The sequence below is a fragment of the Achromobacter sp. 77 genome, from assembly GCF_020541125.1.
In the GTDB taxonomy this organism is placed as follows: Bacteria; Pseudomonadota; Gammaproteobacteria; order Burkholderiales; family Burkholderiaceae_B; genus Achromobacter; species Achromobacter mucicolens.
Map to the genome: position 1 here is coordinate 3,690,403 of NZ_CP059848.1, position 11,972 is coordinate 3,702,374.

Consider the following 11,972-nt stretch of genomic DNA (forward strand, 5'->3'; position numbering starts at 1 on the left):
CGCCGGCATGCAAGGGGCGGCGCGTCCCGGAACAAGGTTGCGGAATGTCCTTGAAGGCTACCTGCACGGCGCGGATTTCAGCCCGTCGCCGCGCATCTATCAGACCAATCCGACCTGCAAACCCCGCCAACGACGGTAAGCCGCCGCTGCGCTACGAATGATGGGTCCCGTTGCGATGGATATCGTGCGTGACAAAGCAGCTGTCCTGCGTGGGCCGGGCCAGGATGCCGGGTTTTTCAAGCGTATGGCGGATGTCCGCCAGGCCAGACTCCCAGTGCTCACGCATGGCTTCGGTGCCGAACTCGTAATCCTTGGAGTAGCGCTCGCGGTGCTTGGCTTCGTAGATGAGGTTGACGATGTTGGTGGCCGGCGTGTGCGAAAGCTTGCGGATGTCCGCCAGGTCGGGCGCGCTGCGTTCGCTTTCCGGCAGGCGTTCCAAGAGGCGCTGCAAGCCGTGCCGCAGTTTCAGGACGCGCCGCAGCTGGTCGGTGACCAGCCGGGTGCGGCTGGAATACTGGATGTCCTTTTGCCGCTCGGCCACCTCTTCCAGCGACGTCGGCAGCGGGCCCCGCGCGGGCCACAGGTCGACCTGGAACGCCAGCGTGTCGCGCATGTTGTCCGTGGTCAGCACCTGCGCAAGCGGCGTGTTCGATACGATGCCGCCGTCCCAGTAATGCTCGCCATCGATCTCCACCGACGGAAAGCCGGGCGGCAAGGCGCCCGAGGCCATGATGTGCTCGGGCCGCAGGGTGTCGTGCAGGCTGTCGAAATACGCGAAATTGCCCGAACGCACGTTGACGGCGCCGAAGCTGGCCCGCACCGCGCCGCTGTTGAGCAGGTCGAAGTCCACGAACTGGCGCAGGGTCGCGGCCAGCGGCGTCGTGTCGTAGAAGCTGGTGGAGGCGGCGCCGCGCCCGCGCACCAGGTAAGGCGGCGGAAAGCGCGGCTTGAAAAAGCCCGGCTGGCCGGTCAAGAGGGCTTGCAACGCGGAGACCTGTCCGTTCATGGCGGGCGAGCCGAACCCGAACGGCACCCCTTCGAACATGCCGTCCAGGGTATCGCCCCACGGCAGCGCGGCAAAGCCCGTGGGCCGGCAGATGCTTTCCCAGAAGCCGCGCAGGCGCTCGACGCGCTCGTCTTCCGGGGACCCGGCGATGATGGCCGCGTTGATCGAACCGATGGAAATGCCGGAAATCCAGTTGGGCCGGATGCCGGCTTCGTGCAGGCCCTGGTACACCCCTGCCTGGTACGAACCCAACGCCCCGCCCCCTTGCAGCACGAGCGCGACGGTGTCGTAGGGCGGCGTGTCGCCGGTGTCTTCGGCCAGGGCCTGGCGGCTTGCAGTCATGCGGCGTCCTCTAGCGCTTGGTCTTGTCCGGCACCTGCGGCGTCCCGACGCCGGCCCGGAACGGATACTTGGCGAAGATCTCCGCCACCACCTTGTCCACGTTCTGCTGCGAACCGGCGCTGCCGGGATTCTGGACTTCGCCGACGGCGACGCCCTCCCAGACCAGTTGCCGCCGCCGCGCATCGACCAGGTCGACGCTGAGCGTGCCCTCGGTGTATTGATAGACGTCGTCGCCCCACCCGTAGCCGGGCCAGCCGCCGTAAAAGCCGGTGCGGTAGCCGTAATACGGGCCCATGGGCGCGAAGCCGGGCGTGACTTCGGTCTGCTGCTGGAGCTTGGCGCCAAAGTTCAACAACAGGTCGGGATTCGTGGCGCTGTAGGTATACCCGCGCATTTCCATCTGGCCGCGCGCCGCGCTCTTCAGGCGTTCAGTCAGCAGCGTGTTGTAGCCGGCCTTGTCCGTACCCAGCGGAGACATGTAGCCGAAGGTCTGATACTGCGCGAAATTGGCCTGGTGGTCATAGTCGCTCTTGACCGTGGGACCGGAGGCGCAGGCCGCCAGCAATACCGTCATGGAACCCGCCGTCAGCATTTTCAACGCTTTCATGTCGATCTCTCCGTGAGTTCAAGGCGACAACATAGTGCCGCGAAGCCACCAAAGTTTCAACAGAATCTCATTCGCAACCACCAGACCTCCGCCCGGAATCGTCGCGGCCGCATTGCGCCCCGCGCCCGGTCCGTTACACTTCCCGTCGCTCCCGGCCACTCCTACCGACACGCGCATGCTTGAACTCGACGGCTCCATTTGGTTTCGCTCCGGCGCCCAGACCTGGGGCGGCAAGAACCGCATCGACCTCCTGGCGCAGATCGACGCCACCGGATCGATCACGGCGGCGGCACGCGCCGTGGGCATGAGCTACAAGGGGGCCTGGGACGCCATCGACGCCATGAACAACCTGGCCGGTGAACCGCTGGTGCTGCGCGCGGCGGGCGGCAAGGGCGGCGGCGGCACGCAGCTCACCGATCGGGCGCGCGGCCTGATCGCGACCTTCCGGGCGCTCGAAGTCGAACACCGCAAGTTCATGGACAACCTGACGCGCGCGGGGCTGGATGCCAGCGGCGACATCGATCTGATGAGGCGATTCATGCTCAAGACCAGCGCACGCAATAAATTCCTGGGGACCGTCATCGAGATCCGCGCGGGCGCCGTCAACGACGAAGTGCTCCTGCGCATTGCCGGCGGTCATACCGTCACGGCCACAATCACCCGTGAAAGCACGAAAGAACTGGGCCTGGCTCCCGGCAAGGAAGCCATCGCGCTGGTCAAGGCGTCGTCGGTCATCGTGGGCGCGCCGGGCCCGGGCCTGCGCCTGTCGGCGCGCAACCAGTTGCAGGGGCGCATCGCCGACCTGCGGCCGGGGGCCGTCAACAGTGAGATCCTGATCGCGATGGACGGCGGCACGACGCTGGCCGCCATCGTCACCAACGAAAGCGCGGCCGATCTGAAACTGGACGTTGGCGCCGAAGCCGTGGCGATTTTCAAGGCGTCCAGCGTGATCCTCGGCGTGCTCGACTGACGCGCAGCCGCCCGTGTAGGCGGCGGCCGCCCCGGCGCACTAGAGCCCGACGTTCTCGTCGTGACGCCCCACCCTGCCCTCGCGCACTTCGAAGACCTCGTCGGCCAGCGCCTCGACGTCCGCGGGATCGTGCGTGATCAGCAGCATCGGCACATCCAGCTGGCGTTGCAGCGCGTCCAGCTCTTGCCGCATCTTGCCGCGCAGTTGCGAGTCCAGCGCGGAAAACGGTTCGTCCAGCAGCAGGATGTCGGGCTGCAGCATCAGGGCCCGCGCCAGGGCGACGCGCTGCTTTTGCCCGCCTGAAATTTCGTGGGGGTAGCTGCCGACAATGGCGCCCAGCTCGAACGCGTCGACCCAGCGCCGGGCCTCGCGCGTGACCTCGCGCCGGGGCGGATTGAACCACCCGCGGCGCAGGCCGAAGGCGATGTTCTGCGCCACGGTCAGGTGGGGAAACAGCGCATAGTCCTGGAACAGGTAGGCCACGCGGCGGGTCCGCGCGGGCAGGCAGATGCTTGCCTGGCTGTCGAACAGCACCCGTCCGTTGACCTCGATGCGCCCTGCATCCGGGCGCAGCAGTCCGGCCACCGCGCGCAGGGTCAGGCTTTTCCCCGCGCCGGAAGGCCCGAACAGCGCGATGCGCTTGGCGGCCGACTTGAATTGCACGTCGAGTTCGAACTTCCGATCGCCCGACACCATGTGCTTGCGCACGGAAAGGTCGATGCTCATCGCCCGCCTCTGTTGCGCTGGCCGGCGCCAATAGGCACCAGCTTGCCGGCGGCCAGAAGCACGACGATGCAGGTCACGGACGTGACCAGCACCAGCATGTTGGCGGTGGCGTCGTCGCCGGCCTGCACGGCTTCGTAGATGGCGACCGACAAGGTCTGCGTGCGGCCCGGCAGGTTGCCCGCGATCATCAGCGTGGCGCCGAACTCGCCCAGCGCCCGCGCAAAGGCCAGCAGCACGCCCGCGGCGATCCCGCGCGCGGCCAGCGGCAAAGTGACGCGAAAGAACACGCCCGCCTCGCCCACGCCCAGCACGCGCGCCGCGTTTTCAAGCTGGCCATCCACGCTTTCGAAGGCGGCGCGGGCCGACTTGAACACCAGCGGAAAAGCCACCACGGACGCCGCGACCAGGGCGCCCTGCCAGGTGAAGACGAGTTCGATGCCCCAGCCCGCCAGCGTTTCGCCGATGATGCCGCGCCGGCCCAGCAGCACCAGCAGGTAGTAGCCCAGCACGGTCGGCGGCAGCACCAGCGGCAAGGTCAGGATGGCGTCCAGCAGGTCGCGGCCTGGCCAGCGCCAGCGGGATAGGCAATACGCCGCGGCCGTGCCGGCCACGGTCGCCAATAGCGTCGCCCAGCCTGCCACTTTCAACGAAAGCAGCAGCGGGACCCAGACCGGATCACTCATCGGTATTCACTACGATTGAACGGACACTCAGGGCTTTTGGAATCCATAGCGCGACAGTATCGCCTGCCCGGCCGGCGACAGCACATACTTGACGAAGCTTTCGGCTTCGTTGGCGGCGGCCTCGCGCGTGGTCAGCGCAATCGGATAGGTCACCGGCGTCTGCGATGGCACGCGCACGGCCACGTTGACCTTGCCCGGCATGACGGCCGCGTCGGTGGCGAACACAAAGCCCGCATCGACCTCGCCGCGCGCCACGTAATCCAGGCTCTGGCGCACGTTCTGCGCCAGCACGCTCTTGGCCTGCACGGCATCCCACAGGCCCTGGGCCTGCAACGCCGCCTGCGTGTAGCGGCCCACCGGCACCGAGGACGGATTGCCGTAGGCAATGCGCTTGATCTCGGAACGCTCCAGGTCCTTGAGCGTCTTGATGCCGGCTTTGCTGTCGGTCGGGACGATCAGCACGATCTCATTGGCCGCAAAATCAACCCGCGAAGCGGGCTTGACGGCCTTTTCCTCGACCGCCTTGTCCATCGCCTTCTGGTCGGCCGACGCAAACACGTCGGCGGGCGCGCCCTTCACGATCTGCTGAAGCAGCACATCGGAGGCGCCAAAGTTCAGGATCACCTTCGTGCCGGGGTGTTCCTTTTCAAAGCCTTGCGCGACGTCCTTGAATGCGTTGGTCAGGCTGGCGGCGGCCGACACCACCAGTTCCCCGGCGCTGGCATTGGCGCCCCACGCGGCGGCGAGCGCCAGGGTCAGCGCGATGAGCGGGCGTTTGTGAAGCATGTCCTTCTCCTGTGGAAGCCAACGATTCGGCATCGAAATATATCCAGGTATATAACGCTCGTCAATTTTTGGCCGGGGCCGCATTTATGAAATATCAAGGAATAATCCAGGCCAGCCTGACGGGCTGCCTTCTAGCCGCGGGCAACCGTCGTGACGTCGACGGATTCGGGCGCCAGGGCGGCGCGCAGGAAATCGAGCGCGTCTTCGGGCCGGGCGGCCCCGCACATGAAAATGTCCAGGGCCGCGAAGCGATGCTCGGGCCAGGAATGGATGCTGATGTGGGATTCGCTGAGCAGGATAACGCCGGTGACCCCCGCCCCTTCCCCGAAATGATGGAAATGCGCGCTCAGCACCTGCGCGCCGGCCGCGTGGGCTGCGGCGGTCATCTGGCGTTGCAGCGCCTGCGCGTCGGTCAGCAGACTGGGCGCCACGCCGCGAAAGTCGGCCAGCACGTGGCGGCCGGGTGTTGCGTGGACGGTCACTTGTGGGATCCGCCCGATGACCAGCCCGATCCGCCCGAATAGCTGCTGCCCCAGCTGCTGCTACTGCTGCCGCCGGCCAGGCGCGTGCCCGGCGCACTGGCGCTGGTGGTGGCCAGCACGACCACCACCGCGTAGATGGCATACAACAACTTGCCTTTCATCTATTCGTCCTCGCCCATCAGCGTGTCGGCCAGGAGGGCCGGAAGCCAGAGAAACACCATCCCGATCAGCACTGGAATGAAGCGGCCGTCGAAGATGTTGCCGAAGTTCAGGAACAGCATCGCGATCAGCGCGCCCTTGGCCCACTTGCGGTAGCCGCCGGCGGCCTTGCCGGACGACATGCGCATGGCCTTCTGGCGGTTGAGTTCCGGCCGGTCGAACCACTGCGCCAGCTGCGCCGGCGACACCGGCGCCGACGCCGACCAGCCCAGTTCCTTGTCGCCCAGTTCTCGGGTCAGCTTCAGCGTGCCGACCTTGTAATCGGTGATTTGCGTGCTGTCGCCCACCTTCACGCGCCAATTGAAGGCGCCCAGCGCCATTTCCACGCGCGAGGTGTAGTCGTACAGCTTTTTGTATTCGCGGTTGCGCCAGCGCACGCTGGAGGCGTTGTTATGGCTGGGCCAGGTGTCGCAGACCTGCACGCGTTCCCAGCCTTCGTCCGACTCCACCAGCCACACAAACCCCTTGGCGGCGTTGAACAGCAGGTACTCGGTCCAGCTGGACGGCTCTTCGGGGTCGGGATCGGCGCATTTCATAAGGCCGATCAGCGTGTAGTCCACGCCTTCCATCTTGGCGACCGATCCCAGCGGGAGCGTGGCGCGGATTTTCTCGACGCGCCGCGCCTTTTCGATGACCTCGGCGGTGGGACCGGAACAATCGACGGCCGCCGCGCATGACGGGCAAACCACATTCGTGGCCATGGCAGCCACAAACGAGATCGGCGCGCCGCAGTTGGGGCAGTCCAGCGCCTTGATCTGGCCGCGAAAGCGCCCCGCCGTTTCCTCGACCTGCTCTGCGGTGCGCAGCGAGCCCGCCTGCATGGCGGACAGGTCGAACGCTTTGCCGATGTAGAGCTCGGGCTGCGGACCGTCGGAATAGTCGAGCGTGAGAAAGGCGTCCAGGCTCCGGTAGTCGGCCACCTTGGCCTGCCAGCCGTCACCCGGCACGAAGGGCAGCTCGCCCTGGGCGCCGCCGGCCTGGCTCACGCGCACGTCCGCCGCCACGAAGCGCTGGCCGTCCAGCTTGAATTCGTCGCCGGGCGAAATGCTGTCGAACGCCGGCATTTCCTGTGCGGTCTTGGCCTTGCGCCGCCGCGTGACGGCGTACTGGCCGGACGCGTCCGACAGCCAGCCGTCCGTGCCGTCCTCGAACCACAGGTACCACTCGTTCCAGAAGCCCTCGTCAATGCGCATCTGGATGCGGCCGATGACGTCAAAGCGCTTGCCGTCGTGCGCGCCCGCCGCGCCCAGGCACAGCGGCGAATAGTCCTCCAGGACCTCCGCCGCCTCGCCGATGCGCTTGACCGACTCGGCATCCTTGAGCAAGGTGCTGCGGCAGGCGCCGCAGACCGCCATGACGGAGGCTGCGGACGTGAACTTGACTGGGGCGCCGCACTGCGGACACAGAACCTGCTGCATGGCGCCTTAACTGGTGAGTTTCTTCAGCACTTCGGCCTTGGCCGAATCGTAATCCGCCGCCGTGATGAGGCCCTTGTCCAGCAGGTCTTTCAATTGCTGCAGGCGCTGGACCGGATCGGCCTGCGCGGGTTGGGCCGGCTGCTGCGCCTGCTGCGGGGCGGGTTGCTGCGGGGGTTGCTGCGTAGTCTGCTGCGGCTGGCCTTGCGCCGCGCCCAGGCCCTGCGCCATCGTCTGGCCAAGCGCCGCGCCCGCAGCCAGGCCCGCGCCGATGCCCGCGATACCGCCCTCGTTCTGGGCCGCCAGCGGGATCGACGTCGCGGTCTGGTACTGCGTGAATTTGCCCAGGTCGCCAGCCATGCCCATCGAGATCCGGGTGTCCAGCGCCTTTTGCAGTTCTTCGGGCAGCGACACGTTCTCGACCGTGAAGTTGTCCAGCTTGACGCCATAGCGGTCGAACACGGGCGCCAGCTGCTCGGCGATGCTCTGCGACATCAGCCCCTGGTTGCCGGCGATATCCAGGAACGGCACCTTGGAACTGCCCAGGGCAGTCGTCATGGCGGCCACGACCATGTTGCGCAACTGCGCCTCCAGGTCGTCCACCGTGTACACGTCGCGCGTGCCGCTGATTTCGCGATAGAACTTGCCGGGATCGGAGATCTGGTACGAATACACGCCGAACGCGCGCAGGCGCACCATGCCGAACTCGCTGTCGCGCAGCGTCACCGGCTGGGCCGTGCCCCAGCGCCGGCCCAGTTGCAGCCGCGTGCTGAAGAAGATGACGTCCGACTTGAAGGGCGATTCGAACAGCTTGTCCCAGTTCTTCAGGTAGGTCAGGATCGGCAGCGTCTGCGTCGTCAGCTTGTACATGCCGGGGCCGAATACGTCGGCCACCTTGCCTTCGTTGACGAACACCGCCATCTGCGATTCCCGCACGGTCAGGCTGGCGCCATACTGGATTTCGAAATCCTGCATCGGATGGCGCCAGGCGAGCACGCCGTCGCGATCCTCGTTCCATTGCAGGATGTCGATGAACTGCTTGCGAATGAATGAACCGAGACTCATGGAAAGTCCTCCTGTCAGATCGGGGATTGCGCGCCGCGCTCAGGTCAGGCAGGCGGCGTTGACGATGCCGGCCGCCAGCGAGATCGAGCCGATCAGGCCGCCCATGGCGATGTTGTTTTCCGCGATGGCGTCGGTCATGCCCTTTATGGCTTTGGATACGACGGCGTACACGACGATCTGCACGATCATCGCCGCCACGCCCCACACCACGAACATGACGAAGCTGGCATGGACCGCGATGCTGGAACACAGGGTCAGGCTGAAACCGACCAGCGCGCCGCCATAGGACAGGGCGGCGGCAATGTTGCCCTCGCGGATGAGGTCGAATTCCTTGTAGTGCGTGACGGCGGTGTAGACCGCCGTGAAAACGCCCAGCATGATGAGCGCTGAAACGATGTAGATCAGATAGGTCACCGCCGGATGCATTGCTTCTCCCATTGCCAGCCTCCCAATTGCGCGCAGTATATACGTCGCGTTCGATATACTGCGAACGCATTTTTTGGCTCGGACACCCTATGCGCGACCGCGTTCTCATTCTTTCGGTACTGATCGTCGCGTCCTGCGGCTTGGGCTACGAGCTCATCAGCAGCGCGCTCGCCAGCTATTTGCTTGGGGATTCGATCCTCCAGTTCTCGTCGGTGATCGGCTGCTATCTCTTCGCCATGGGCATCGGTTCGTGGTTGTCAAAATATGTAAGAGACGAAGACGTTCTGAATCGCTTCATCGACGTCGAGCTGCTGGTGGCGCTGCTGGGCGGCGTCTCGGCCGCGGTGCTGTTCCTGGTGTTCGCATGGCTGTCCGCGCCCTTTCGCGCGGCCCTGTATGTGGGCGTCTTCATCATCGGGTTGATGGTGGGCATGGAAATCCCGCTCGTGATGCGCGTGTTTAACCAGCGCAAGGCGGAATTCCGTGAAATCGTCAGCCGCGTTTTGACCTTTGACTACCTGGGCGCGCTGGCGGTGTCGCTGGTGTTTCCGTTGCTGCTCGCGCCCAAGCTGGGGTTGCTGCGCACCAGCTTTCTCTTTGGCATCCTGAACGCCAGCGTGGCGCTCTGGACCACGTGGCTGTTCCGTGCCGAAGTCAGCCGGCCCGGCGAGAAGGCCGTGCGCGCGGGCGTGGTGATCGGCATCCTGGGGCTGGGGTTCGTCTACTCCGGCAGCATGACCGCCTGGGCCGAAAAAGGCCTGTACGGCGACGACGTGATCCATGCGGAGACCACGCAGTACCAGCGCCTGGCGGTGACGCGCTGGCACGACGACCTGCGCCTGTACATCAACGGCAACCTGCAGTTCTCGTCGCGCGACGAACACCGCTATCACGAATCGCTGGTGCATCCGGGCCTGCAGGCGCTGCCCTGGGCGCGCAACGTGCTGGTGCTAGGCGGCGGCGACGGCCTGGCCGTGCGCGAGATCCTCAAGTACAAACACGTCGAGCACGTCACGCTGGTGGACCTGGACCCGGCCATGACGAACCTGTTTTCGCGTTCCGAGCCGCTGGTCAAGCTGAACGAAGGTTCGCTCAAGGACCCGCGCGTCACCGTCATCAATGACGACGCCGGCCGCTGGCTGGAATCCCACGCGCAGGTGTACGACTTCATCGTGGTGGACTTTCCCGATCCGTCCAACTTCGGCCTGGGCCGGCTGTATTCCGTGCCGGTCTACCACCTGATGGCGCGGCACCTGGCCGAAAACGGCTACATGGTCGTGCAGTCCACCTCGCCCTACTTTGCCCCGCGCTCGTTCTGGAGCGTGGACGCGACGCTCAAGGAAGCCGGCCTGAACACCTGGCCGTATCACACCTACGTGCCGTCGTTCGGCGACTGGGGCTTCATCCTGGCCAGCAAGCGCCGCGACTACGCGCCGCCCGAGAAGATCACGGTGGCCACGCGCTACCTGGACCCCGTCACCGTGCGCGAGCTCTTTCATTTTCCCGCCGACATGCCGGCGCTGGCCATGCCGCCGAACCGCCTGAACGAACAATCGCTCGTGCGGTATTTCGACGAGGACTGGCGCAAGGTCATCCGCTGATGCGCCGGCGCAGCTTCCTCCTGGGCGCTGCCACGGCCGCCGCCGCAGGCTCGGTCGGCTACTGGCGATCGCACGTCGTCGAGACGACACCCGACGTGCACTACCCGGGCATGCAGGCCGGCCACGCGTTGCGCGACAAGGCGGCCCTGCCGCATCCGTCGGGCACCCGGCAGCACCAGGTCGCCATTCTGGGCGCTGGCGTCGCCGGCCTGTCCTGCGCCTGGAAGCTGGCGCGCGAGGGCTTCACCGATTTCGTTGTGGTGCAGGGCCCCGAATTTGCGGGCAATGCCGCGGCAGGCCAGCGCGACAGCCTGGACTACCCGACGGGCGCGCATTACCTGCCGTTGCCCTCGCTGGCGTCGACCCACGTGCGCGAGATGCTGGCCGACTTCGGCATCATCGAACGCGGCGTGGGCGACGCGCGTCCCTACTATGACGAAGCCGTTCTCGTGCATTCGCCGCAGGAAAGACTGCTGCGCAACGGGCGCTGGGAAGAAGGCCTGCTGCCCATGACGGGCGTGCCGGATGCCGACGCCGCGCAGCACCGGCGCTTTCTGGCGCTGATCGATCAACTGCGCACGCAGGTTGGCAACGACGGCCGCAAGGTGTTCTGCATCCCGCTGGAACTGTCCTCGCGCGATCCGGCCTGGCGCGCGCTGGATGGCCTGACGTTCAAGGCGTGGTTGACGCAAGAGGGCTATACCTCGCCCGCGCTGCACTGGTACCTGAACTACTGCTGCCGCGACGACTACGGCGCGCGGCACGACGAGGTGTCGGCGTGGGCCGGCCTGCACTACTTTGCCAGCCGCGACGGCCATGCCGCCAACGCCGGCGAAGGCGCCGTGCTGACGTGGCCCGGCGGGCTGGCCGTGCTGGCCGACCGCATGCGGGACGCCATCACCAAGCAGCTCGGCCACCCCGGCTGGCTGCTGCAAGGCACGGCGATGCGCATCGACGAACTGCCCGCCGGCCCGCGCGTCCTGTGCGTGAAGGACTCGCCGGACGGCGCCGCCAGCGCCTATGCCGTGCAGACGCGCCGCACGGTGTGCGCCATGCCGCTTTTCGTCGCGCAGCGCCTGCTGCCCGACCTGCAGGCGTACGGCTACGACCCGGCCGTGCACACCGCGCCGCACGCGGCCTGGATGGTGTCGAACTTCGTCATGGACGGCTACCCGCTCGAAGCCCCCGGCGAGCCCCTGTCGTGGGACAACGTCGTCTACGAAGGCCAGGCGCTGGGTTACGTCGTGTCCACCCACCAGCTGCTGCGCGTGGCGCGCACGCCGCGCAGTGTATTCACGGCATATCACGCGCTAAGCGGCCAGACGCCGCAAGCGGCGCGCGACTGGCTCACGCGCGCCAGCCCGCAGGATCTGCGCGACATCGCCGCGGCGGATCTGGTTGCGGCGTACGGCAAGGAATTCTGGCGCAACGCCCGCCAGCTTGAGATCACGGTGCGCGGCCACGCGATGGCCTCGCCGGTCTGCGGCTACCTGTCCAATCCGGGCCTGGCTGCCCTGCGTGCGGTGGACGGACCGGTGCTGTTCGCGCACGCCGACCTGTCAGGGTATTCGGTCTTCGAAGAGGCCTCATGGTGGGGCGTCAAGGCGGCAGGGCGTATCCTGGGCCACCACGAACAAGGATGAA

The 11,972-nt window shown here is 66.3% G+C and carries 13 protein-coding genes; 3 read left to right on the top strand and 10 right to left on the bottom strand.

Annotation, left to right across the window (positions count from 1 at the left end; genetic code table 11):
• Positions 1-151: 151 nt before the first annotated feature.
• Positions 152-1,348 (bottom strand): patatin-like phospholipase family protein, encoded by a 1,197-nt coding sequence (locus tag H4P35_RS17035; protein WP_226846319.1) that lies wholly within the window; start codon positions 1,346-1,348, stop codon positions 152-154.
• A gap of 10 nt (positions 1,349-1,358) precedes the next feature.
• Positions 1,359-1,955 carry a DUF4136 domain-containing protein gene (locus H4P35_RS17040; protein WP_226846320.1) on the bottom strand — a complete coding sequence of 199 codons (597 nt, stop codon included), beginning with the start codon at positions 1,953-1,955 and terminating at the stop codon, positions 1,359-1,361.
• A gap of 175 nt (positions 1,956-2,130) precedes the next feature.
• Here H4P35_RS17040 and H4P35_RS17045 point away from each other — a divergent pair, with 175 nt between their 5' ends.
• Positions 2,131-2,925: a TOBE domain-containing protein gene (locus H4P35_RS17045; protein WP_056323883.1), complete on the top strand. Its 795-nt coding sequence runs from the start codon at positions 2,131-2,133 to the stop codon at positions 2,923-2,925.
• A gap of 39 nt (positions 2,926-2,964) precedes the next feature.
• Here H4P35_RS17045 and H4P35_RS17050 read toward each other — a convergent pair whose 3' ends face one another.
• From H4P35_RS17050 to H4P35_RS17085, 8 genes are all read right to left on the bottom strand, one after another.
• Positions 2,965-3,651, bottom strand: coding sequence for a sulfate/molybdate ABC transporter ATP-binding protein (locus H4P35_RS17050; protein WP_062839099.1), 687 nt, complete (start codon positions 3,649-3,651; stop codon positions 2,965-2,967).
• Positions 3,648-4,334: a molybdate ABC transporter permease subunit gene (gene modB / locus H4P35_RS17055; protein ID WP_226846321.1), complete on the bottom strand. Its 687-nt coding sequence runs from the start codon at positions 4,332-4,334 to the stop codon at positions 3,648-3,650. Before modB ends, H4P35_RS17050 begins: the two co-directional genes overlap by 4 nt.
• Before the next feature lie 27 nt (positions 4,335-4,361).
• Entirely contained in the window at positions 4,362-5,120 is a 759-nt protein-coding gene (modA, locus tag H4P35_RS17060) for a molybdate ABC transporter substrate-binding protein (protein WP_180098337.1), read from the bottom strand.
• 131 nt (positions 5,121-5,251) lie between these two features.
• A complete protein-coding gene (gene speD / locus H4P35_RS17065; protein ID WP_056323874.1) occupies positions 5,252-5,602 on the bottom strand; it encodes an adenosylmethionine decarboxylase in 351 nt (116 codons plus the stop codon).
• A complete protein-coding gene (locus H4P35_RS17070; protein WP_172802197.1) occupies positions 5,599-5,763 on the bottom strand; it encodes a hypothetical protein in 165 nt (54 codons plus the stop codon). The genes speD and H4P35_RS17070 overlap by 4 nt, the downstream gene beginning before the upstream one ends.
• On the bottom strand, positions 5,764-7,239 hold the full coding sequence (locus tag H4P35_RS17075) for a DUF4178 domain-containing protein (protein ID WP_226846322.1): 1,476 nt from the start codon (positions 7,237-7,239) through the stop codon (positions 5,764-5,766). It abuts the gene before it with no gap.
• Between the two features lie 6 nt (positions 7,240-7,245).
• Positions 7,246-8,301, bottom strand: coding sequence for an SPFH domain-containing protein (locus tag H4P35_RS17080; RefSeq protein WP_226846323.1), 1,056 nt, complete (start codon positions 8,299-8,301; stop codon positions 7,246-7,248).
• Between the two features lie 39 nt (positions 8,302-8,340).
• Positions 8,341-8,727: a DUF350 domain-containing protein gene (locus tag H4P35_RS17085; RefSeq protein WP_226849486.1), complete on the bottom strand. Its 387-nt coding sequence runs from the start codon at positions 8,725-8,727 to the stop codon at positions 8,341-8,343.
• 89 nt (positions 8,728-8,816) lie between these two features.
• Here H4P35_RS17085 and H4P35_RS17090 point away from each other — a divergent pair, with 89 nt between their 5' ends.
• Together H4P35_RS17090 and H4P35_RS17095 are read left to right on the top strand one after the other, a co-directional pair.
• A complete protein-coding gene (locus H4P35_RS17090; RefSeq protein WP_056323860.1) occupies positions 8,817-10,328 on the top strand; it encodes a polyamine aminopropyltransferase in 1,512 nt (503 codons plus the stop codon).
• Positions 10,328-11,971 (top strand): FAD/NAD(P)-binding protein, encoded by a 1,644-nt coding sequence (locus H4P35_RS17095; RefSeq protein ID WP_226846324.1) that lies wholly within the window; start codon positions 10,328-10,330, stop codon positions 11,969-11,971. Before H4P35_RS17090 ends, H4P35_RS17095 begins: the two co-directional genes overlap by 1 nt.
• Position 11,972: the final 1 nt, after the last annotated feature.